Source organism: Gammaproteobacteria bacterium (assembly GCA_024235095.1).
Taxonomy (GTDB): domain Bacteria; phylum Pseudomonadota; class Gammaproteobacteria; order Competibacterales; family Competibacteraceae; genus UBA2383.
On record JACKNC010000001.1, the window covers coordinates 1,627,699 to 1,650,989 of the forward strand.

At 55.9% G+C, this 23,291-nt stretch carries 19 protein-coding genes, 1 tRNA gene and 1 pseudogene; 7 read left to right on the forward strand and 14 right to left on the reverse strand.

Annotated elements, in window-relative coordinates:
• The first annotated feature begins 55 nt into the window (after nucleotides 1–55).
• From H6973_07200 to lipB, 3 genes are read left to right on the forward strand one after another with little or no spacing between them, the layout of a single operon-like run.
• Nucleotides 56–1,240 (forward strand): D-alanyl-D-alanine carboxypeptidase, encoded by a 1,185-nt coding sequence (locus tag H6973_07200; GenBank protein MCP5125415.1) that lies wholly within the window; start codon nucleotides 56–58, stop codon nucleotides 1,238–1,240.
• A gap of 14 nt (nucleotides 1,241–1,254) precedes the next feature.
• Complete coding sequence (locus H6973_07205; protein ID MCP5125416.1) at nucleotides 1,255–1,518, forward strand: DUF493 domain-containing protein; 264 nt, start codon at nucleotides 1,255–1,257, stop codon at nucleotides 1,516–1,518.
• Nucleotides 1,515–2,135: a lipoyl(octanoyl) transferase LipB gene (gene lipB, locus H6973_07210; protein MCP5125417.1), complete on the forward strand. Its 621-nt coding sequence runs from the start codon at nucleotides 1,515–1,517 to the stop codon at nucleotides 2,133–2,135. The genes H6973_07205 and lipB overlap by 4 nt, the downstream gene beginning before the upstream one ends.
• A 15-nt stretch (nucleotides 2,136–2,150) precedes the next feature.
• Here lipB and H6973_07215 read toward each other — a convergent pair whose 3' ends face one another.
• The 4 genes from H6973_07215 to H6973_07230 all read right to left on the reverse strand — a co-directional run bounded on the left by H6973_07215 (nucleotide 2,151) and on the right by H6973_07230 (nucleotide 7,017).
• The gene (locus H6973_07215) at nucleotides 2,151–5,276 is read right to left on the reverse strand and encodes an NADH-quinone oxidoreductase subunit M (protein MCP5125418.1); all 3,126 of its coding nucleotides are present in this window, start codon (nucleotides 5,274–5,276) and stop codon (nucleotides 2,151–2,153) included.
• A gap of 115 nt (nucleotides 5,277–5,391) precedes the next feature.
• Nucleotides 5,392–6,357, reverse strand: coding sequence for an Rpn family recombination-promoting nuclease/putative transposase (locus tag H6973_07220; protein ID MCP5125419.1), 966 nt, complete (start codon nucleotides 6,355–6,357; stop codon nucleotides 5,392–5,394).
• 173 nt (nucleotides 6,358–6,530) lie between these two features.
• Nucleotides 6,531–6,857 (reverse strand): BrnA antitoxin family protein, encoded by a 327-nt coding sequence (locus tag H6973_07225; protein ID MCP5125420.1) that lies wholly within the window; start codon nucleotides 6,855–6,857, stop codon nucleotides 6,531–6,533.
• Nucleotides 6,820–7,017, reverse strand: coding sequence for a BrnT family toxin (locus H6973_07230; protein ID MCP5125421.1), 198 nt, complete (start codon nucleotides 7,015–7,017; stop codon nucleotides 6,820–6,822). Before H6973_07230 ends, H6973_07225 begins: the two co-directional genes overlap by 38 nt.
• A gap of 741 nt (nucleotides 7,018–7,758) precedes the next feature.
• Between H6973_07230 and H6973_07235 the strand changes: the two genes are divergently transcribed.
• Nucleotides 7,759–8,511 carry a DUF1566 domain-containing protein gene (locus H6973_07235; protein ID MCP5125422.1) on the forward strand — a complete coding sequence of 251 codons (753 nt, stop codon included), beginning with the start codon at nucleotides 7,759–7,761 and terminating at the stop codon, nucleotides 8,509–8,511.
• Between the two features lie 126 nt (nucleotides 8,512–8,637).
• Complete coding sequence (locus H6973_07240) at nucleotides 8,638–8,931, forward strand: four helix bundle protein (GenBank protein ID MCP5125423.1); 294 nt, start codon at nucleotides 8,638–8,640, stop codon at nucleotides 8,929–8,931.
• A gap of 338 nt (nucleotides 8,932–9,269) precedes the next feature.
• Here H6973_07240 and H6973_07245 read toward each other — a convergent pair whose 3' ends face one another.
• On the reverse strand, nucleotides 9,270–12,608 hold the full coding sequence (locus H6973_07245) for a DUF2309 family protein (GenBank protein MCP5125424.1): 3,339 nt from the start codon (nucleotides 12,606–12,608) through the stop codon (nucleotides 9,270–9,272).
• A gap of 11 nt (nucleotides 12,609–12,619) precedes the next feature.
• Nucleotides 12,620–14,086, reverse strand: a complete 1,467-nt coding sequence (locus H6973_07250; GenBank protein MCP5125425.1) for an NADH-quinone oxidoreductase subunit M — start codon at nucleotides 14,084–14,086, stop codon at nucleotides 12,620–12,622.
• Between the two features lie 101 nt (nucleotides 14,087–14,187).
• Between H6973_07250 and H6973_07255 the strand changes: the two genes are divergently transcribed.
• Nucleotides 14,188–14,448, forward strand: a complete 261-nt coding sequence (locus tag H6973_07255; protein MCP5125426.1) for a YcgL domain-containing protein — start codon at nucleotides 14,188–14,190, stop codon at nucleotides 14,446–14,448.
• 308 nt (nucleotides 14,449–14,756) lie between these two features.
• Nucleotides 14,757–14,867, forward strand: a pseudogene (locus H6973_07260) (IS982 family transposase).
• A 459-nt stretch (nucleotides 14,868–15,326) separates the two neighbouring features.
• On the opposite strand, the gene glmS reads toward H6973_07260, so the two are convergent.
• From glmS to ispE, 8 genes are all read right to left on the reverse strand, one after another.
• The gene (gene glmS, locus H6973_07265; protein MCP5125427.1) at nucleotides 15,327–17,162 is read right to left on the reverse strand and encodes a glutamine--fructose-6-phosphate transaminase (isomerizing); all 1,836 of its coding nucleotides are present in this window, start codon (nucleotides 17,160–17,162) and stop codon (nucleotides 15,327–15,329) included.
• 47 nt (nucleotides 17,163–17,209) lie between these two features.
• Nucleotides 17,210–18,796, reverse strand: coding sequence for an N-6 DNA methylase (locus tag H6973_07270; protein MCP5125428.1), 1,587 nt, complete (start codon nucleotides 18,794–18,796; stop codon nucleotides 17,210–17,212).
• Nucleotides 18,797–18,808: 12 nt separating this feature from the next.
• Complete coding sequence (gene ychF, locus H6973_07275; protein ID MCP5125429.1) at nucleotides 18,809–19,900, reverse strand: redox-regulated ATPase YchF; 1,092 nt, start codon at nucleotides 19,898–19,900, stop codon at nucleotides 18,809–18,811.
• 16 nt (nucleotides 19,901–19,916) lie between these two features.
• Nucleotides 19,917–20,537: an aminoacyl-tRNA hydrolase gene (pth, locus tag H6973_07280; protein ID MCP5125430.1), complete on the reverse strand. Its 621-nt coding sequence runs from the start codon at nucleotides 20,535–20,537 to the stop codon at nucleotides 19,917–19,919.
• A gap of 87 nt (nucleotides 20,538–20,624) precedes the next feature.
• Nucleotides 20,625–21,242, reverse strand: coding sequence for a 50S ribosomal protein L25/general stress protein Ctc (locus H6973_07285; GenBank protein ID MCP5125431.1), 618 nt, complete (start codon nucleotides 21,240–21,242; stop codon nucleotides 20,625–20,627).
• 102 nt (nucleotides 21,243–21,344) lie between these two features.
• Nucleotides 21,345–22,280 carry a ribose-phosphate pyrophosphokinase gene (locus tag H6973_07290; GenBank protein MCP5125432.1) on the reverse strand — a complete coding sequence of 312 codons (936 nt, stop codon included), beginning with the start codon at nucleotides 22,278–22,280 and terminating at the stop codon, nucleotides 21,345–21,347.
• A gap of 55 nt (nucleotides 22,281–22,335) precedes the next feature.
• Nucleotides 22,336–22,410: transfer RNA gene (locus H6973_07295), tRNA-Gln, on the reverse strand.
• A gap of 16 nt (nucleotides 22,411–22,426) precedes the next feature.
• Nucleotides 22,427–23,242, reverse strand: a complete 816-nt coding sequence (gene ispE / locus H6973_07300) for a 4-(cytidine 5'-diphospho)-2-C-methyl-D-erythritol kinase (GenBank protein MCP5125433.1) — start codon at nucleotides 23,240–23,242, stop codon at nucleotides 22,427–22,429.
• Between the last annotated feature and the right edge of the window lie 49 nt (nucleotides 23,243–23,291).

Below are 23,291 nucleotides of genomic sequence, written 5' to 3' on the forward strand. Positions count from 1 at the left end.
CTTCTGGCTAGAATCGTTGCTCATCATTTTTTAACTACGGGACTTGTCACGGATCATGTCGTACTCGATTCCAGTTCGTCTTTTTAGTCTGCTCGCGATTCTGATGTTTACCTGGTTGATGCTGGGCGGCGCAGGCGCTCAAGCGCAAACCGAAACCCAGGCGATTCCCCCACCGCCGCAGGTTCCAGTGCGCGGCTATATTCTGATCGATTATCAGAGTGGCAATATTCTGGCGGAGATGAACAGCGGGGAGCGGATGGAGCCGGCCAGCATCACCAAACTGATGACCGGTTACATCATTTATAAGGCGCTGAAATCAGGTAAGATTACCTTGAATGACCAGGTCACTATCAGTGAAAAGGCCTGGCGGATGCAGGGTTCCAAAATGTTTGTCAAGGTCGGCAGTCAGGTGTCGGTGGACGATTTACTTATGGGCATGGTGGTGCAGTCCGGCAATGACGCGACCGTGGCGCTGGCTGAATATGTGGCGGGTTCGGAGGAAACCTTCGTTAGTCTGATGAATCAGGAAGCGGAGCGGCTCGGTTTGACCAGTAGCCACTTTGTCAATGCATCCGGGATGCCCGATCCCAACCACTACATGTCGGCCCGCGATATTGCTTTATTGACTCGGGCGATCATCCGGGAATTTCCTGAGCAATACGTCCGCTATTCCGTGCGCAGCTTCAAGTACAACAATATCGAACAGCAGAATCGCAATCGATTGATGTTGACTGATCCGACGGTCGATGGTGTTAAAACCGGCCACACTGAATCAGCGGGTTACTGTCTGGTGTCCTCTGCCAAGCGCGGCGATACGCGGCTGATTAGTGTCGTGTTAGGCGCGCAGAAGGAGCGCGAGCGCTTCCAGGCTAGCCAAGCTTTGCTGAATTATGGATTCAGTTTCTTCGAGAGCCATAAGCTGTACGATGCGGATACGCCCATTGTGACAGAACCGCTTTGGAAGGGCGAGGAAAGCGAATTGCCCCTGGGAGTAGCGCAGGGACTGTATGTGACTGTACCCAAAGGTCAAGCGCAGCATGTCAGCACCGTGACCTCGGTGCAACCGACCATCGTTGCGCCCATTCAGAAAGGTCAACCGTTTGGCGAGATTGTGGTCCGGTTTGGCGAACAGGATGTTAGCAAAGCGCCGCTGGTTGCATTGAAGGACGTGCCGGAAAGCGGTTGGTTTGGGCGCATGATTGACTCGATTCTGTTGTTCTTCTATTCGTTATTCCATTGAAGGGCGCCGCCGGGATGAATAATGAGTCGCTGTTGCAGTTTCCCTGTGATTTTCCAATCAAAATCATGGGGGCAGGCGGTGCCGATTTTCGTCCGCTGGTGGTGGATCTGGTGCGTCGACACGCACCCGATCTGGATGAAACCCGTATTACCTTGCGGGATAGCCGCGCCGGGCGTTATCAGTCGGTCACTGTCATTGTCTGGGCACGCGACCGGGAACAACTGGACGCCATCTATGAGGACCTCAGTGGCCATCCACGGGTGACGCTGGTGTTGTGATTTTCTTTCGCCGACTGGGACGCTGCGAATACCTGCCAGTCTTTGACGCCATGCGGGCGTTTACCGATGCCCGTGATGCGGATACCATCGATGAACTCTGGCAGGTCGAACATCCGCCGGTGTTTACCCAGGGACTGGCCGGCAAGGCGGAGCATCTGCTCAGTCCCGGCAATATTCCAGTCATCAAAGTCGATCGCGGCGGACAGGTTACCTATCACGGTCCGGGGCAGGTCGTGATTTACTGTCTGCTGGATGTGCGACGGCTGAGGCTCAGTGTGCGGGGACTGGTGACAGCTCTCGAGCAATCGGTGATCGAGTTGCTGGCGGCGCATAGGATCACGGCTCAAGCCCGGCCCGATGCGCCAGGCGTTTATGTCGATGGCGCTAAAATCGCTTCACTGGGTTTGCGCATTCGTCAGGGTCGTTCTTATCATGGTCTCAGCTTGAACGTGGACATGGATCTCGAACCGTTCGGTCGTATCAACCCTTGTGGATATCCCGGTTTGCGGGTTACTCAGTTACGCGATCTGGGTGTTCATCTGACCCCGGACGCCGCTGCTGAAGCCTTGTTGGCTCGTCTGGGTTGTAATTTGAGCCATGCAAATTTTGGCTCCTGATACCTGGAACCTCTATCAGTGAGGAACCGAAAGATCGGCTCCGATGGCCGCCTCCAGCCGATGCGCGGTCACATCCACCGCGCTGCCAATGCGCTTAATCCATGGATCGGCGTAGAGTCCAACGCCAATCATTACCGCGCAGAGCAGGCCAGCCATCAGCAGTTCCCGATGGCGCAGGTCGGCGAAAAACGGTGCCGCGCCCCGTGGATAGCGGGCGAGAAAGATGCGCTGATACGCCCACAGCAAGTAACCGGCGGCCAGCACATTGCCCACTGCGGCCAGCGTGGCGATCCCCCAACCCTGCGTCTCCAGCAATCCTTCCAAAGCCAGATGCGCCGCTTCAAACCCAGGCGTACCCGGCATGGCGATGCTGCCCAACACGACCACCAGGAAGGTCAGCCCCAGCAAAGGCGCGGTTTCGAATAGGCCGCCCAACTGATGAAAGCGCGTCGTCCCCAGGCGTCGGTAGAGCAGTCCGGCAACGATGAACAGGCCGGAAGCGGCCAGTCCCAGGTTTAGAGCGAGCAGCAGACTACCCCGTAGACCCGCGGGGTTCAGTGAAAACAGTCCAGCCACCAGTACGCCACTCTGACTGATCACGGCGAACGCCAGTAATCGTCGCAGATCATGCTGGCGAAAGGCCAGCAGCGCACCGTAGAGCATTCCGGTCAGGCCCAACGCAATTACACCTGCATCCCATTGCCAGGCGGCTTCGGGCAAGAGCGGGAACACCCAGCGCAACAAGGCGTAAACGCCTACCTTGACGCCGACCAGAAACACGATGCCAATGGCTACTGTGCCATGTCGAGCCACGATGGGCAGCCAGGCATGGAAGGGGAACAACGCCAGGCGCACGGCTAGACCTGCGAATAACAGAATAAAGATCAGCGATTGTTGACCTGCCGCCACTGGCGTTTCCAGCAAAGCCGACCCGGCGAAAGACCATCCTTCATGAGTCACGGTGGCATGATTCCAGCCCAGCAACAGGATTCCGGCCAACAACGCCGCTAAGCCGCCGAGCATGAAATGTAGGAAGTAGCGCGCCGCTTGGTCACGGGCCGGACTGGTTCCATAGCGCGCAATCAGGAACGTCGCCGGTAGGACTTCCGCCAGGGCGAAGAGCCAGAATTGCAGCAAGTTCAACGCCGTGAACATGCCGATCAACACCGTTTCCAACGCCAGAAGATTGGCGACGAACACGCCGGGGCGTTCCTGCTGTTGGCGGTGCGACTGGGTGTACAGCAACACAAACAGGGTCAGCAATGCTGTCAGCGGCAGGAACAGCACGCTGACGCCGTCTATGCCCAAGTGAATGCCAAGCCACGGCAGAATTTCGTATTGTTCAACGAACTGGGCGCCTGGAATCTCTGGCTGAAAATGGCTCAGTAACTGGATCGTCAGCATTAATTCCACTGTCGCTGTGGCCAGGCCCAACGCAAAGGCGGTATGCGCCTGCTGCGTCCGAAACGCGGCGAGCATTCCGGTCAGGGGGACCGCCAATAACAGGCTTAATAGCAGGAAACTGGTGGATGCCGGGCCGGGTTCTCCGCTGGCCATCATGCCACCGACTCCTGCGAGCGTTGCCAGCAGGGCGGCTGCCACGGCGATTCCGATCCAGGAACGGCCCATCAGGCGTTCCAGGCGATTCAAACCCCGTCCCAACTGCTGGCTTAGAATCGCCAGCCCTTGACCGGCGGTTTTCAACATCAAGCGTTCTTCAACCCAGTGGAATGTCGCTGCCGCCCATTCCGTCGCCCGTCCCACCAGACCCGGTTCCTGATCGATGGCGCTGGGCGCACGCTCCAGGGTGCGTCCCGTACCGAGTTGGCGTTCTTCCCATTGCGCCACAGAAGACAGGGCGTTGACGGCTGGCGCGGGTAACCCCGTGGCGCGATCAATCACTCTGGCGTCGAAGTGTCTCATTAGCCCGGCCAGCCGTTGTACGGGACGGACGATCAGCGCGTCAGCGGCTTCATCCAGCCAAAAGCGTTGCAACGCTGCTGTGTAGATGCCTCGTCGTTGCGCGAGAGCGTCGGATACTGGGCGGGTGCGTTCGCCGTGGAGTTGGCGCAAAATCGAAGGGGCGGTAAAAAATTGATAACCACGAAAAATGGCGTGGCAACACAGATAGATCAGCGTCAGTCGCCAGAATCCCAGACCGCAGGCCAGAAACATCAACCCGAGTTGGCCAGTGGTCGAGAAAATCAGGGCGCTCTTGATATCGGTCTGCGTCAGTCCGGTTAGAAACCCATACAACGCGGTCGCCAGCCCAATGAGCGTCATGACCGCCATTACCATCGGCGATTGCTCGAACAAAGGATGCAACCGCAGCAGCAGATAAACGCCGGCGTATACCATGACCATGCCGTAAAACAGCGCGCTGGAGGGCGTCGGTCCTTCCATCGCCCGGGCCAGCCACGGCGCCAGCGGAACCTGGGCCGATTTGGCGATTGCCGCCAGTAGGAAACAACCGGCCAGTATGCTGATTTGCCCGGAATTCAAACCGATCGCTCCGGCGTTGATCATGGACCAGTCCACACTGCCCAGCCAATAGAACGATAAAGCGATGCCCAATAGAAACCCAGCGTCGCCCACCCGGTTAGCAACGAAAACTCGGGTGGCGTTGCCGGCGGCAACCGGGCGATCCTGGAAAAAGGAGATCAACAGGTAGGAACAGAATCCGGCGATTTCCCAGCCGATGAAGGTCAACACCGCATTCCCGGCCATAACCAGCACGGTCATAGCTGCAGTGAACAGGCTAAGGAGCATGAAGAAGCGATGAAACCCAGCTTCCCGGTGCATGTAGTTCACAGCAAACCGGGTAACGAGTAGGCAGCCCAGCGTCGTGATCGCCAGCAGCGCGAGCGTCAGGGAGTCGGCGATAAAGTTGAGATGGATTTGATAACTGCCACTGGTGAGCCAGCTGCCCAAGGTAGTTTGATCGGGTAACCATCCCATTAGCCGCACGGCGATGAGAGCGAGCGTTACCACCAGCGAACCGACGTTGGCGGTCAGCGCAATCCGGCTGGTGCGCGGTTCATGAGCTTCGCCGCGCGTCTGGCCAAACAAAATCGTCAGCCCGATCCACACGGTGGCGGCCAGCGGCAGGGCGGGAATGAGGGCGATGATTCCTTGAAGCATGGTAAGTCCTCGATCAGCGTTCAGACTTTGAGACTTTTACTACTTTATGCGGTTTTTTTATAGTAATACATTGTCCTACATGGTTTTTATGATTGCTTTTTTTATGAATTCTCGCTTACTCCCTGGATAATGACTCAATCATCTCCCGACTCAACCCGGTCTTCTCGGCAATCACCTCGATGCTGAGCAGGCCGATCAGGCTCCGGGCCAGCGCCAGAGTGGCTTCCTGACGCCCTTGGTCAAGGCCCTGCTGTAGGCCCTGCTGTAGGCCCTGCTGCAGACCCTGGTCGATGCCCTGCTGCCGGCTCTGTTCCATGCCTTCCTGCAATCCTTCTTTACGCCCCTCATGGAATCCATCGCCATACGACGATAGGAACATACTCGCCTGATAGTGCAGGTCTTCCGCGTACCGTTCGTAGGCCACCCGTTCCTCCGGGGGCAGTTTCAGAATGTCCAGCTTCTCCCGCGCTGCCTGCAACCCTCGCGCGGTGAAATTTTCCTTGATCTCTTCATGCTTGAGAAAGTAAATCCACTCATCCAGCGGGTCCTTCGCGACATCGTTAAACTGATTGATCTTGATCAGATAGTATTCCGGGTACAGAGCGCTCACCGTGGTCTGCGCGAACAGTTTCTGCTGCTTTTCATTGAGCTGGAGTTGATCGTGCTTATGGATGCCGGTGAATACGGTCTGGCCGTGATAGACGTAATCCTCGCCCTGCCCGAGGTCAAAATACAGAATGTTGACCGAGATGACTTTCACAATGTCGGCATACGGCTGACCTTCCGCTAAATGTTCAGTGACCGCCCTGGCCGCCCCGTAGAACATGCGCTGGAGATAGTCATATTCCCGGTCATATTGAATTTCAATCAGAATGATCTGCTGGCGGCGGTTGCGAACTTTCAGATCGACGCGATTGAACTTGTCCGCGATCCGGTCTTTATTGCTCTCACTTTCCAGCACTTCAACGATCTGGATATCATCCTTGAGCAATTCGCTCAGGAAGCCCTCCAGCACGTCAAAATTGGCCTTGCTGCGCAGCAGGCGTTTGATGGCCCAGTCAAAGGTGATCAGTCGGCGCATAGTGGTCTTTCTCCATAAAACTCTTCAAGAACCAAAATTGTAGCCTGGATGGAGCGGAGCAGAATCCGGGAAAGTCTGGTTCGAGTCGTTGGGTGATACAGGGAACTGATCAACGTAGACAAAGCTTTCGGTGCGCATCTCGCACCGGTTTTACTGGCTGATGGGGAGTTTTTTCATGGATGGGGAGGCGCCGGATTCTGAGCGTCAACGGGTTGTCCCTGTAATTCCTCACGAATGACCCGTCTGAGTGTGTCTTCCAAATGTTCTTGCTGGATGGCTTGTTTGAGCGTTTCGTTGAGCAGTGTTTGGTAGCCGCGCCCGCCAGCGCGTTGTTTGAAATGCTCAACAATCTCCCGATCGAGATAGATGTTGACCCGTTGCTTGAACGGTAATATCCGTCCTTGTTGTCGCTGTCGCAGAATCAGCCGCCCCGCGTCAATGTCGGCCTGAGTGATCGGCGGGCTATCTTCCAACAGTTCGGAAATAGAGGGTTTGTTCATGATTTGTAGCCTTGCGCATGGAAATGATGCGAGCTTCTTGATCGGTTTCGGTGGTGACGACAACGACGACCTCGCCATTCAGAAGGCCCAAGGTGATGAATCGTGGTTCTCCATAGTCGAAACGTCGATCCTCAAAGGTCACATTGGCTTCGGATTCAATAACTTTTGGCGCATCATCAAAGTCAAGTCCGTGTTTTTTGAGGGTAAGCGTTCACCTCCCCCCTTTGAAAAAGGGGGGGGCGGGGGGGATTCTGTACGGGCGACGGAGCCAAAATCCCCCCTAGCCCCCCTTTGCTAAAGGGGGGGACTGAATGGTTACTTTTGAGGTTTGCGGTTTTCTTGGTGGGGTCGTAGAGATAATGCATCGTTTGGGTATTATACACAAATTAATACATATATTGTATCCAATGAAATTCGGGTGTGCATCTCGCTCCGGTTTTGCAGGTCGATGGGGAGTTTTTTCATAGGCGGCCGTTCGACGAGAAATGGTAATGCACTGATTTTACGGGACTGTCGATATTTTTTACACCCTGTTGGGCGAAATCCAGGATTTTCGGGGGAAGCCTGTCGGAAAATTTTACAGCGCCGTTTTTTCCAGGTCGCAAACCGGCTCTTCTTAATTTGAGTTGATATAGTAGAATTTTCATTATTGATATGAATGGGTTAATATGTAAACTTTGTTAATTGTGATACACAATTATTGATAAAACGGCGAATTTGTCACTGAATAGGACATGTAGATTTTTTACAATGGTTATTGACCGATGGTTTTTATCGGTTTTTAACTATTGATTAAGATAAAATATTTTTATTATGGTGTAATTCTTGCCGTAAATTATTCGGTGTTTCATACGAATCATGACGGGTGGCCACTAAACCAACTGAGAAGGAGATTTGAAGCATGAACAAGAGAACGTTATCGGTGCTGGCCTTTACGGCGGCGTTGGGTTTTTCCGGGGCGGCGAACGCGCTGTTATTCGACAGGGGCAACGGGCTGATTTACGACGATGTGCTGGATATTACCTGGCTGGCGGACGCTAACCTGTTCAAAACCCAGTATGACGCTGACAACACCGTTGTGAATCAGATTATCAGCGCTGTGCCGACGATTACGGACAGTACTGGCACTCACAATGTAGTAGCTGGCGATTTTTTCACCGGTGGGGGTGGCATGACTTGGTGGGGTGCGATGGCGTGGGCGGAGTGGCTGAACTTTGGTGGCTATGACGACTGGCGCTTGCCGACGACGCTGCAGCCCGATTCAAGTTGTGAATATCAAAGTGGTGGAGTTTCTTATGGCGATAACTGCACGGGCAGCGAAATGGGTCATATGTTCTACAACAACCTGGGAGCGACGGTGGGTAGTAGTATTCTGAATGGCTCTAATACGGCTAACTTGTCTTTGTTTAGCGGTATCCAGAACTTCGTGTACTGGTCCGGTACCGAGTACGCGCCCGGTACCTATAGCGCGTGGTTCTTCAACGCCGATTTCGGCAACCAGTTCGCCCTCAATAAGGACATCGAGAACTTCGCGTGGGCCGTGCGCTCCGGCGATGTCGCCGCTGTCGATCCTTCCATCCCGGAACCGGGCAGTCTTACGCTGGTCGGGTTAGGACTGGTGGGATTAGGATGGGTACGGCGGCGGCGTGGGTGATTTGGTGATTCGGGTGATTTGACCCTGTCAATTTTTAAGTGTAACTTAATTATTACGATAGCGCGTTACGAGCACTTACCGATCTACAAGCAGGCCATGGACGTGGCGGTGCATTTCGAGCGGGTGGTGGCCAGGTTCTCCCGCTACCACAAATACACGCTGGGGACGGAACTGCGCAACACCAGCCACGAGATTGTCGGCCTGATCATCCAGGCTAACTCGGCGCGGGACAAACCACCGGAATTGCTCCGCGTGCGCGAGCGGCTGGAAGCCCTGCTGGTGCTCATGCGTCTGGCCAAGGAAGTGCGCGCCTTCAAAAGTTTCGCCGCCTACGTCCACATCGTGGAAATGGTCGGCTCGGTTTCCAGACAGAACGAGGGGTGGTTGAGAAGCGTAACGCCGGGGACTTCCAGGAAGTAAGTGGGGGCCAGAAGCCTCCGGTTTCCGAACCGGAAGCGCGTGCCGAGAAACATCATTCCCAGTGGAATATTTGGTTTATCAATCAATAAATCGAATGGTGGATATTCCGCATCCCTGTCCGTCACAACTAGCAAAACGATTTCATCCAAATCACTCAAATTCTGGATTTGTGAAGCGGAAAGCGGCAGGGAATCCAGCCGGTCGCGCTGCTCGCGTAATCCTGGAGCTACCCCTTCCTCAAGTCCATGCCGAACCATTTCACGGTACCAGATCAAGGGGTCTTGAACTGGATCAGGTTGCTTAAAGTCTGCCATATAGCCTCCAACTGAGTTCCATCCCTACGCCCCGCCAATCAATGCCGGCGGCAATGGCCCGGTATGTCCCCGATACCAGTCGCCTGAACGGCGACAAACGGGCAACGGTTTGACCGGCCCGGTCCATGGTACAAACCCTTGCGCTGGATCGAAAATCGCAAATTCCCCCGTGTCCGGGTCTTTGGCGATGATCTGCACCCAACCATTGCCAATCAACTCCCGCAAGGGCGGTTGTCGTCCGTAGATCGCACCCAGCGTCTCAAGATGCGCTTCGACCACGATTTGCAGGCGCAGCGGTTCGTGAATCTCGATCATCTGCCGGGGCAATCCGGTGCGCAGGTCGCTACTGGCCCCTTCCATGACCGCAAACAGCCCGGTGACGTTATGCGGAGTCTTGGTTCCGCAACCGAACCGTTCATTGTTCACCGTGGAAAAGTAGTATTCCAGGTTGATCCCCGCGCCGACCGGCCCTACGGCCAACAGAATGCCTTCCAGCACCGTCCCGCTGGGGTCCTGAGTGGGATCATAAGACACCAGGAATGCCCGTCGATCCAGAAACACCCCCTGGCTCATCGACCGCCGTCCCACCAACGCGGCGGCATTGGTCGCATGACCCAGCTCCGGGCGGGCTTGGCTAAAATCGCGGGAACGCTCGATGACATGGCGTAACGCCTGGGCAGGGGTCGGATGGCGTGGGGCGGAGGCAAAGCGCCGACAGCGTTCATGGGCCGATAGCATGCACGCCTGATCCAGAATCCATTGCAATTCCTTGAGTGCCGGTTCTACATCTGCCGGTAGCTCGCTTTGGTCGTAGAAGGTGATCGCTTCATCACAGGTATTGTGTTCCGCGCCGATGAACCAGGTATCCGCCGGAATGATTATGCCGCGCTCTATCAGCAGTTTGCGAACTTCCGGACGGTTGGCCATGGCGGCGAAGGCTCGGGCATTCGGCCCGCCATGCCGCCCGCCGCAGGCCCCACAATCATACGCGCCCAGATGCGGGTTGTTCTGACTCATCGAGCCATGCCCCATCAAAATCACCAGCGGCGCAAACTGGGAGGTCAGGCCGATATTGCGCAACAACGCCGCCACCCGGTCGACCTGTTCGATATCGGTGAATCCTGGACGCGGCTGTTCCGGAGTTGCTGGAATCGCCGGATCAGCGGCGTTAATCGCCGCCTCGGTCGGCGCGTCGGGAACCCAGCGCGTGGCCAGCGTCTCGGCCAGCTGACCTTGGCGGAAAGGCGCGAAAATCTTGCCAACGAGGATCGGTAATACCCCGGGGGCCAGCGTTGCGATCAGCGGAGCTGAGGACAGCAGGTTGCGCCGAATTTCATGGTAGAAGGCGCGCAATCGGTCGCGCCGCGCCCGCCGTCGATTACGGAAAGCATGTTGAGGTTCCGCGCCAGGCCGAGGAACTTCCCGCACCTCATGCGCCGGCGTAACCACGACCGGGCAGAGCGGGGTCGCTGCACGATCATCCAGTCCTCGCCAGTTCATTGCCACACCAAAAAAACCCGCTGCGCCCAGGGTTTCAATCTCCGGGTTCAACTCTTCCAGATGCCGGCGGATGCCTTCCTCGCGGTCATCGATGCAAAACACCACCTGCGCCTTGGGTCGATGTTCGCGCATCACCCAACGTCCCCGTCCATGATTGCTGGCCAAGGCATTGATGAGCGCTTCCCGGTAATGATGTTCATAAGCGCATTGCCAGATTGCACCGCGCAGACCGGGCGGTAGTTCATCGAGGGTTGCCAGCAGGCGTTCCCGGTCGCTGGGGGAAAGCGCGCGCACCTGGTCGCCGGAGAGTCCCAAATGCTGAGCCAGGCGAAATAGCCGCCAGACGTCGCCATGCACGGTGGGCACACCGGGCTGACCAGCAACTGGGCTATGCCGCCAGGTCCAGATCATATCGGCCAGCGTATTCCAGGAGTCTTTCTCTTCTCTATTCCCCTCCTCCTTAGCCAAAGAGGGGTGGCGCGCAGCACCGGGGTGGTTTGCACCCTCAATCAATCCACGCGCCCGGCTGGCCAGATACTCCGGCAGACGCCCTTCATACAGGGCATAACGCACCAACGCTTCGGCTGAATGAGAAAGTAAATAATCGCGCAGCACCGGCAGCGCGGCCTCCAGCCCCCAGGTGTCATGACACAGACGTTCGCTCCACAGGCGATCAAGCCCGAGCCGCACCGCCAGATAGTCAGCCAGGGCGACCGGCGTTTCCTCATTCGCCGGGTAATCCGCATGGTGCTGCCGCCAATTTATCATCCCCGACCAGCCAGGCAACTCCAGCGCCAGACGGGTGAGATAACCGGCCCAGCGCGACTCGGGAAGGCCCAATCGGCGTAGTTCGGCAACGATCGCGGTGACCGGTTCATCCGGCCAGTGGGTGACTGTTTTGCGTTCATCCGCCAGTCCCGCGCAAGTCCAGGCGAAATCATGCTGCATGAAATGACGCCAGGCCGCGTACAAGCCCGCGTTGCGATTCGGCAAATTCCATGCAGCCAGCCCTTCGTCCAAGTGCGCTGCGCAACAGCGAATGAGCAGGGGGCGGACCTGATCCAGCAGGTCCTGACCGGTCAGCGCCCGTAGCAGGCCACGCAGCGTAGTTCCCGCGCCGACATCAGTGAATAAACGCTCGATCAGCGCCCGAGATTCGGCCTGCATCTGCTGATGGACGACTGGACGTCCGGTATCCTCCACCGTCCCGGCTTTGAACCGGGCCAGCAGCGACTTGGCCAGGGTCAGTTGCAGATCCACCAGTTCCTCGGGATGAAGACTGGTCGCCGGTAATTGGAAGCTTTCCAGGCCGGCCCGCCACAGGTCTTCCAAAGCCGCCCCGGTATCCTGCGCTGACGCATTTAGCAGGCGCTGACGCGCTGTTTCCGGAACATCGTCCTGAAAGCGGCGCGTCGCATCGAGTTCTTCCATGCGCCAAACCAGTTGACTGGGCGTCAACGCTTCCACGCCGTAAATCAGCGAAATGCGCAAAACCTCGCCGCGCTGAATCCTTCGTTCAGCGACTTGCGCCAGCGTTTCCTCCGCCAGCAAAGTGGGACGTTGGGCAAAAGCGGCGTCGAGATCGGCATCGCCGATCCGTCCGGCTTGGTACAGCTTGCGGAACTCTTCTTCCGGCAGATAGGCGCGAATCCCGGTGAGTTGTTCGGCTTCGGTCAGCGCCTGTTCAAAAGGCAGGTGCTGGTAACCATGCAGGGTGTTGTGATGAACAAAGTTCAGAATCGGCGCTTGGCCGGGCAGCACATGATCCAGGTGAGCAATGGCGTGTTCGACCGTTTGGCGAGGGGTAAGCGACGCTTGCGGGATAGCGTCGGTTGGCGTATTAACGAGCGCCGTTGTGGTCATGGTCATCGTTCCTACGGCAGTGGGATGAAAATGGCGGTCAATTCCGTCACTGTGGCGCTGATCAATTTGATGACCGGCGCAGGCATTATGCCCAGAATCAGCACCCCCGCCGCCAGGGGAACCGCCGCTAACAGCTCGCACGGCTGTAAATCGCGAAGATCCGCCATCTCCGGGCGCACCGGACCCGCGAATAAGCCGCCGATCGTGCGCACTGCGTAAGCGGCGCTGATCAACACGCCAAGACTGGCCAGGGTCATCCACCAGCCCCACTGTTGAAAACCGCCAATTAAAACATGCAGTTCGGCGATAAACCCGACCAAACCCGGCATCCCCATGCCGGCCAGCAGGGCCAGAGTAATGAGGAAGGCAAAGCGCGGCGTCACCCGGATCAGCGCCCCGTAATCGGCGACCTCGCGGGTATGGGTGCGTTCGTAGAGCAGGCCGATCAGCAGGAACAGCGCGCCAGCGACCAGGCCATGGGCGGTCATCTGCAGAACCGCGCCGAGCAGGCCGATCTCGTTCAGCGTGGACAGACCCAGCAGCACGACTCCCATGTGGCTGGCTGAGGAGTAGGCGATCATCGCCTTTAGATCAGTTTGTCGCCAGGCCAGCAAGCCGCCATAAAGAATGCTGACCAGGGCGATGCCGACCAGCAGCGGTTGTAAGGCCAGTGCGCCCTCCGGCAGTATCGCCATGACGCGCAGCAGCCCATAAGCGCCCATTTTCAGTAACACGCCGGAGAGCAGAATACTGACTGGACTGGGCGCTTCAACATGGGCCAGCGGCAACCAGCCGTGCAAGGGGAAGATGGGGATTTTCACCCCGAAGCCGATCAGGAAGGCCAACAGCAGCCAGATTTGCTCCTGACGAGGTAAACCTACGGCAGCCTCGGCGATGGCGGTCATGGCAAACGATTGAGTCGGCGTCAACCGGTAGATGACAATCAGGCCGATCAGGATGAAAATCGCCCCGCCCATGGTGTACAGCACGAAATTCAGGCTGGCGACATGACGTTTTTTACCGCCCCACAGATCAATGAGAAAAAACAGCGGGATGAGGGTCAGTTCCCAGAACATGAAGAACAGCGACCAGTCGCGGGCCATGAACACCCCGAGCATCCCGAATTCCAGAATTAGCATCCAGGCGTAGTAGCCTTTGACGCCAGTGGTTATCCGGTCGGAAGCCAATAGCGCTACGGCGACCAGCAAGGTTGTTAGCAACACCATCGGCAAGGCCAGGCCATCAACGCCCAGGGCGTAGGAAACGCCGATGGTAGCGCTCCAGACAACCTGCTCGGTGAATTGAATAGCGGACGTACTGTGATCAAACGAGGCCAGCAAGCTCCATGACAATGCCAGGGTCAGTCCGGCATGAACCAGGGCCAGACCGCGAATCAGTCGCTGCTGAGCGGCTGGCAGCAAGGCGACCAGCAAGGCGCCAAAGAAGGGAACCCATAGAATGAGGCTGAGCATGTGCATGAGAAAACGGCTCTGTTCTTTAGTATTCTGTTGGGATTATATCTTGTGGCCAGTAGCCAGTGTCGTTAATGAGCAGCTTTTGATTCTTATGGAGAAATCCGATGCAGTGTTCGATCTATAAAAGCAATAAAAAACAATATACTTATCTTTATTTGGCCGCCAAGGATGATTTTTCCCACATCCCCGAGGCGCTGCTGAAATTGCTGGGCGAGCCAGTGCATGTTATGGATCTGGACCTGCATCCCGAACGGCGACTGGCGCAGGAAGACGTGGTGGAGGTATTGCGTAATCTTGAGGAGCGAGGCTGGCATTTGCAGATGCCCCAGTGCGAGGAAGGGTTGGGGATCGAGGTTAGGCATTGAAGAAATGCTGAGACACTCTATGCTTAACTCACTCCAATGGAGGGGTGATCGGAATATCGTTCCGTAGAACCGCAGCGGCATTCCGTCAAACAGATCTGATTAAACCAATAATGAGCTCGTGAGTCATAAGTTCTCAATAACTTGTTGAAGTTGTTAAAATTCGCCTATTCGACAAGTTATTGCCATAGGAGTAAGAAACCAATTATCCTTCAAAGGGATATATGCTGTTCAACCCCAATGCTTCATGAGAACTTGTGACTCTCGATCTGGGTAGGCGAACACATGATTCTCTGCTTGGGGATCACCGCTTACGCCCACGCGGCTTTGCCCCTCAGCTGACCGATAGCGAAGTGATCACGATGGAAGGGGTCGGCGAGTTTTTGGGTTTGGATACCGATGTGGGCATTTGGAAGTACTTCGGTCGCCATGGGGGTGATCAAGCAGCACCTTCATCAGCAACTGCGGATCGAGGTGGGGGTGGCGACCGACCCGATTCGCTTGGCGGATGGCTGCCCGATGCCGATGTGTGTGGCCGCCGGGTGGAAATCGTCATCGGGCAGATCAGCGAACAGTTTCATTTCGCAAAAATCCGGGCGCGTGATGTTTGGCGCTTAACCCGTCGGCTTACCCGAAAAATCCTGGCGCACACCTTGGGGATTTTCATGAATCGGCAACTAGATCGGTCAGACCTGCAGTTTGAGGGCTTGATCGCCTGAAAGTCGGAATATCGCGTTAAAACTATGATATATTTTTAAAATTCCATAACCTGTAAAGGACTGCTATATCCTTGCAAGCGCGCGGGATGCGCTTCATCCGCTCACCGCACCCAGTCACTACAGTGATTTTGACGAAAGCTCATTGCGCGGCTTTGCACGTTTCTACTCTACTGTCACCGACTTAGCCAAATTGCGCGGCTGGTCAACGTCGGTGCCTTTGAGCACCGCTGCATGATAGGCCAACAGTTGCAGGGGGATGGTAAACACGATCGGCGCAATCGATTCCGGCACTGCGCCGAGCGATAAAACGTGGGTATCGACCCCGCTAAGTTGGGTATCCACTTCACGATCCGCAAACAGGAATAACACGCCGCCACGCGCCCGCACTTCCTGAAGATTGGAGAGCACTTTCTCCAGCAAATCATCTTTAGGCAGCACACAGACAACCGGCATATCAGCATCCACCAACGCCAGCGGCCCATGCTTGAGTTCACCTGCTGGATACGCCTCGGCGTGGATATAGGAAATTTCCTTGAGTTTAAGCGCCCCCTCCATGGCGATAGGATATTGAGCGCCACGCCCCAGGAACAGGGCGTGATGCTTCTCGGCGAAATGCTCGGCCAGCCGTTCGATAGCGCTGTCCAATAACAGTGCTTCCTCCAATGCGCGGGGCAGCAATTCCAAATCCCGTACGAACGCCTCTGCATCTTTTTCGCTCAGACCGTGGCGTCGACCCAGCATCAAGGCAAGCAAGCGCAAGGCCACGAGTTGGGTGGTAAACGCCTTGGTGGACGCGACGCCAATTTCCCGGCCTGCACGGGTCAACAGAGTCAGTGCTGATTCACGGACCAGCGAACTCTCAGTGACATTGCAGATCACTAGTGTGGACAAATAACCGCGCTGTTTTGCCTCACGCAACGCTGCCAAAGTATCAGCGGTTTCGCCGGATTGGGAGATGCTAACGAACAGAGTGCCCGATGGCGTGACTCCGCGCCGGTAGCGATACTCGCTAGCTACTTCGACCGTGCAGGGGACTCCCAGATTTTCCAGCCAGTAACGGGCGACCAAGCCCGCATGATAGCTGGTGCCGCACGCCACGATGTGAACGCCCTGTACCTGGTCAAACAATGCGCTGGCTTCCGGCCCGAAGCTGTCTTCCAACAAATGGCCTTGATAGATACGCCCTTCCAGAGTCTCGGCCACGACCGCAGGTTGCTCAAAGATTTCCTTGAGCATGAAATGCCGATAGCCGCCTTTGCCGGCCGGTCCGCCCTGCTGAGCGGCATAGGACAGCGGCCGCTCCACAGACTGTCCTTCATGGTCGTAAATGGTGAACTGTTCACGTCGCACTTCGGCGATATCGCCTTCTTCCAGGAACACAAAGGTCTGGGTAACCGGGGCCAGTGCGAACACGTCAGAAGCGATGAAGTGCTCTTCAATCCCAATACCCAGCACTAGCGGACTGCCGGCTCGCGCTACGATCAAGCATTCCGGGTCTTCGCGGCAAATCACCCCCAGGCTGTAGGCGCCGGTCAGTCGTGTGATGGCCTGCTGAACAGCGACACGCAAATCACCCGTTTCGCGCATCTGCTGTTCGACCAAATGCGCGACAACTTCGGTATCAGTGTCGGACTCAAAACGGTAACCCGCCGCGATGAGTTCCTGCCGAAGCTCCTGATGATTCTCGATGATGCCGTTATGCACCACCGCGACCGAACTGTTGCTGATATGGGGATGAGCGTTGCGTTCGCAGGGTTCACCGTGCGTGGCCCAGCGGGTGTGGGCGATGCCGAGCGGGCCGCGCACCGGCTCCTCGCGTAAGCGATCGGCGAGCATTTGCACCTTGCCAACGGTGCGCAACCGGTGAAGTTGACCGTCCTGGTTATCGAGAGTAACAATGCCCGCCGAATCGTAGCCGCGATATTCTAGCCGCCGCAGCCCTTCAAGCAGAATGGGGGTGACATTACGTTCAGCGATAGCGCCTACAATTCCGCACATGGCAATTTCCAGTCGATCGATTGAATGGATGGTAGAGAGTGTTGGAATCAGATTAGCGGCTTGCTTGCTGAGGGACAAGTCATACTTATCCGATTCGTTTTGAATATTTTGGCCGTGATCCGGTTTGCAAGATCGAGCGCTTTTTTTTGATCGACCTTAGCAACTTCAATGACTTCCAGTGCTTCGGCTTCACTGGAGCGGTCAAACTGGCTCATGGAAGGGCAACCGCCATCATTTAAGTCGCTTGGCTCAAATTTATCCAGATTTCCACCATACCGGCGCTTGTTGGTCATGACAATATTCTGACCGATATCGCTCATTAAATAAACAAACAGCCGATTAATATAGTTTTGTCCCAACGGGTTGGGGTAGAAGGCGTGAAAACAGGTGAAGTTGATAGCGTTCGTGAAATTGCGGATGATTTTGAGTCGTCCCCGATTAAAGACTCCGGCTAAAATCGGCGCTGGAGAACGGGATTCGATCTTGTACCAGGGATTTCTGTGTCGGGTCAGGAAGCGTTGATCAAATCCCTTGCGAATGCCGTAATCCAGATAAGCAACGACTTTTTTATTACCCTGTTCCCTGATATTCAAACAGTAAACGGGTGCGCCATTGGTTGCCAGCGCATTGAAATCCTCATCAGTAAAGACTAGTTTGCGAATTTGCGGACTCTTGGTAATGCAAGGGCAATAATTTTCTGGTTCAAGCTCCCAATGACTTATTTTTTGACTACTTAACGCAAAGAATTCATTTGCGCCGGTAGCGATGCCCCGGACAAATTTACCATATTCTGCAATTCTGGATAATCCACCGGGTATTGTCATTGTTTCATATAAGCCAGAAATAACCGTCGACCACTTTTTATCGTATGACAACAGGTCAGGCGCTAACTCGTGCTGAAAAAAATCTTCAAAACTTGCAATATTTTCCAGTTGATCAATATGATTGATACGAGCAATTTTTATAGGATCAACAACGCCATCTTTCCGGCAGAGAAGAATGCAAACTGTGGTGATGACCTCTGAAAAAATATCCTTTTCTCTTGAGAAAAAGATAATCTGTTTAAGCAAACCCCTTTCCAAAAGGGAGCTTTTTACCTGCTTTCCATAACCGGTGTTAAAAAACTCGAACGGCATGATATAAGCCAGTCTGCCGCCAGCATTCATTTCCTTTAGCGACCGGATAAGAAAAACCGACGCAATATTGGCATAACCATCAAGCTTGACACCGATTTTCTTCTCAATTTCCTGGAGAACGCGATGGCGGTTCAGGAATTGCTGAAACCGCATATAAGGGGGATTGCAAACAATGGCGTCATAACCTTGTAGATCGGCCTCCAGATAATCGGCAATCTCGATGATAGGGCGCGGGCTGTTGCCATAATCCAGATAACTAATAATGTTTGGGTCGATCTCGTAGGCTTTGTAAATGATATTGGCAAGTTGCAGGGCGTCAATTTTAGAAAGCGAATCAAAGAACACGCCGAGACCAAAAGCCGGATCGAGTATCGATTTGGGATTATCTTTGATAATCCATGAAATCATTAAATCAGCAATATTGCATGGAGTAAAAAACTGGCCAAACTCTTTCCGACGCCTGATGGGCGTTGAAGCAACATACTTTGCTTCATGCATTTATAGCGGAAATCACACATTAAACCGGAAATGCATGACATCGCCCTCCTGCACAACATATTCCTTACCTTCCAATCGCCACTTACCGGCCTCGCGAGCGCCCGCTTCGCCATTGCAGGTGATGTAATCGGCGTAAGCAATGACCTCAGCGCGAATGAAACCACGTTCGAAATCGGTATGGATTACCGCCGCCGCTTGGGGAGCCGTCGCGCCAACCCGCACTGTCCAGGCCCGCGCTTCCTTTGGGCCAGCCGTAAAATAGGTTTGCAGTCCCAATAACTTGTAAGCGGCGTGAATCACCCGGTCCAGTCCCGGCTCGGATAGCCCGTAATCAGCCAGAAACTCGGCTTTATCCGCATCCTCCAGTTCCGCCAGCTCCGCCTCAATCGCTGCGCACACCGGCACGATCTCGGCCCTTTCCCGCGCCGCAATCTCCCGCACCTGCGTCAGAAACGGATTATTTTCGAAACCGTCCTCGGCCACATTGGCGATATACAAAACCGGTTTCCCGGTCAGCAGAAACAGATCCCGCAACAGCTCGCGCTCACTGATTTCCAGCGCCAGGGTCCGCAACGGCGCGCCAGTATTCAGATGCGCCTGCACCCGCTCCAGCAACGCCTTACGTTCCAGCGCTTCCCGTCCGCCCGCTTTGGCCGCCTTTTCCGCCCGTTGCAACGCCTTATCCACTGTCGCCAGATCGGCTAACGCCAGTTCGGTGTTGATAGTCTCGATATCTTCCCCAGGATTAACCCGCCCGGAAACGTGGATGACATCGTCATCCTCGAAACAGCGCACCACCTGCGCAATCGCGTCAGTCTCGCGGATGTGGGCCAGGAACTGATTACCTAGCCCTTCACCCTTCGACGCCCCAGCGACGAGTCCGGCAATGTCCACAAACTCAACCGTCGCCGGAATAATCTTTTGTGGCTTCACAATCGCCGCCAGCGCCGCCAATCGAGGATCCGGCACGGGCACTACCCCGACATTCGGATCAATGGTGCAGAATGGATAATTTTCGGCCTGAATGCCGGCCTTGGTGAGCGCATTAAACAAAGTGGACTTGCCGACGTTCGGCAGGCCGACAATGCCGCATTGGATACCCATGGAATACCTTGAAAATTCAGTTTGCGGAGGGAGGAGAAGAGGATTCAATCTTCCGGCTATGCAGGGCGTGCGTGGCGCGTTCCCACTGGCCGGCCAACATCCGGGGCAGCTCGCGCAAAGCGTCGGCAATCGCCTGCTCAATTAGCTCCTGTTCCGAGCGAGGCGCACGGCGCAGCACATGATCCAGCACCTCCCGGCTATCGCCAGGATGACCAATGCCCAGGCGCAACCTGGCAAAATCGTTACCGCCCAAATGAGCGATCAGGTCGCGCAGCCCATTGTGCCCGCCATGCCCGCCGCCACGTTTCAGCCGCACCGTACCTGGCGGCAAATCCAGATCGTCATGAACCACCAGAATCGCCGACAGTGGAATTTTGTGAAACCGGGTCAATGCCGCAACCGCTTGGCCGCTGCGATTCATATACGTCATCGGCTTTAGCAGCCACAGTTCCTGACCAGCGAGCGCGATGCGGCAGGTTTCACCGTGATACCGGCCTTCGGGACGAAAAAAACCACTTTGCTGGCTGGCCAACGCATCGACCAGCCAGAATCCGGCATTGTGGCGGGTCTGGGCGTATTCGGGACCCGGATTGCCTAACCCAACTACTAACCGCAATATCGGCGCTTGTTCCGCCATGATCGGCGTCCTGTTCCAGGAATAAATAGTCACTCCTCCCCTCGCCCTGCTTGTGGGAAAGGGGCTAGAGGAGAGGGTGTTCGCCAATCAGGTTGCGGCCTCTTCGGATGTTTCCCCACCGCCGTGGGCATGATGAATGCCGACCACAATCGCATCATGCTCGGAGCCAGGAGCAACATGGGTAGCCAGCTCCACGCCAGGCGGCAGCGGAATCTGTGAAAGATGAATCGTCTCGCCTACGCCCACCTCAGCCAGATCGATCTCGATAAATTCTGGCAAATCTTTGGGTAAGCAGGTGATTTCAATTTCAATGAGGGTATGACTGACCGCACCGCCCTGCTGTTTGACGCCCTTGGAAGTACTCTCATTGAGAAAATGCAGCGGTATATGAGCGCGTAATTTGCGATCAGCGCTGACCCGCAGAAAATCCAGATGAACGAGCGTCGGCTTGAACGGGTGGCGCTGGATATCGCGCAGTATGGCGTTTTCAGTGCGGTCACCAATTTTCAGGGTCAGAACATGAGAATAGATCGCCTCGTTCTTCATCTGATTGATCATATCCATTTGATCCAGCAACAATGGCATCGACTCCTGGCCATCGCCATACAGAATAGCTGGAACTTTGCCAGCGCGGCGCAGGCGGCGGCTCGCACCTTTCCCCAGATCGCTGCGCGGGTCGGCTTGCAGTTCAAAAGTAATACTCATTCTCTTTTCTCCAAACGGTGAACATAAAAATGCGACGCGCCCGCGACCAGACGCGCCGCTTTCAGTGATTCCACCTTTGAACCAGGCGGGATGGTGAAAATTTTACAGGAACAACGAACTCACTGACTCTTCGAGATGAATCCGGCGCATGGACTCAGCGAGTAGCCCCGCCACGCTGATCTGGCGAATATTCGGGCACGCCGCCGAATCAGGACGCAGGGGAATGGTGTCGGTCACGACCAGTTCGTCCAGCGCAGATTCGCGGATGTTCGTGGCCGCTGCGCCGGACAGTACCGCATGAGTACAGTAACCGCGCACCGAAGCTGCGCCCCATTCCTTCAACGCCTTGGCCGCCAAACAAAGCGTGCCGGCGGTATCGACCATGTCATCCACTATAATGCAATGCTGCCCCTCGACATCGCCGATGACATGCATCACCTGCGCCTGATTGGGCGCGGGCCGGCGTTTGTCAATGATCGCCAACTCGGAATCGGCCAATCGCTTGGCCAGAGCACGGGCGCGCACCACACCGCCTACATCCGGCGAAACCACCATGAGATCGCCCAGGTTTTGGGACTGAATATCGCTCAACACCATCGGCGTGGCGTAGATATTATCCACCGGAATGTCAAAAAATCCCTGGATCTGATCCGCGTGCAAATCCACGGTCAGCACCCGATCTACGCCAACGCTGGTGATCATGTTGGCAACCACTTTGGCGGAAATCGGCACGCGCGCTGAACGGGGCCGGCGATCCTGCCGGGAATAGCCAAAGTAGGGAATGACTGCTGTGACCCGCACCGCCGAGGAGCGCCGCAACGCATCGGCGATCACCAGCAGTTCCATGATGTTGTCATTGGTCGGATAGCAGGTGGGCTGAACAATGAAGACATCCTTGCCCCGTACATTCTCCATTAACTCCACCATCACTTCGCCATCGCTAAAGCGACTGACGATGGCCTGACCTAGCGGCATTTGCAGATGATTGACGATATCGTGGGCCAGTTGCGGGTGGGCGTTGCCTGCAAACACCATCATTCGACTTTCATACACGACCTGTTCCCCCGCTATCATCGGTCTGCTCTATTAAAGATGGCTGGGCCGCCAGGATTCGAACCTGGGAATGCTGGAGTCAAAGTCCAGTGCCTTACCGCTTGGCTACGGCCCAAAAAATCAGAAGCGCTTCAAACAGATTCGCGTCTGGCTTGCGCCAGGCGATCATGCAGCGGCGAACAGTTATGCCCTCGGGCAATAAACCCTGACCAACCTGCCGGCAATTGCCTGAGCACTTGCCTAGCGTTGACGACATCCGGGAAAGCGGCGAACACCCCAGCGCCGGTGCCGGTTAACCGCGCATCTCCGTAACGCTCTAACCAGGCAATTGCAGCGGCCACTTGCGGGTAGCGACGATAAACCACCGCTGCGCAATCATTACCGCCCATGCCCTTCGCAAAGTCCGCTATTGTGAGGAGTGGGGAGTTTCTTGTCAATTCCGGGTCGCTGAACACCGCGCCCGTGGCGATCGAACAAGCCGGGACTAAGACCAGGAACCAGGGTTCGTCAAGCGTGATCGGCGTCAGCTGTTCACCTACACCTTCCGCCCAGGCGGCACGACCGTGGACGAAGACCGGCACGTCAGCGCCCAGTCGCAAACCCAGTTCCGCCAATTCCGCCAAGGTCAATCCGGTTCGCCAATACTCATTTAGCGCTACCAGCGCGGTCGCTGCGTCGGAACTGCCGCCGCCCAGCCCTCCGCCCATCGGTAACCGTTTAACAATGCGTATTGTCGCGCCTAACCGGGTTCCGGTGGCCTGCTGCAATGATCGGGCGGCGCGCACTATTAAATCCGCGTCCGGGGCAACGCCAGCGACTTCACCCTGGCGCTCGATCACGCCATCATCACGCCGGTCGAACCACAACCAGTCGCTGTAATCGAGAAACTGAAAGACCGTTTGGAGCAAATGGTAGCCATCCGGGCACCGGCCCACGATGCGCAACATGAGGTTGAGTTTGGCCGGGGCTGGCCAAGCCGTCGCGTCAGGTGGCGAC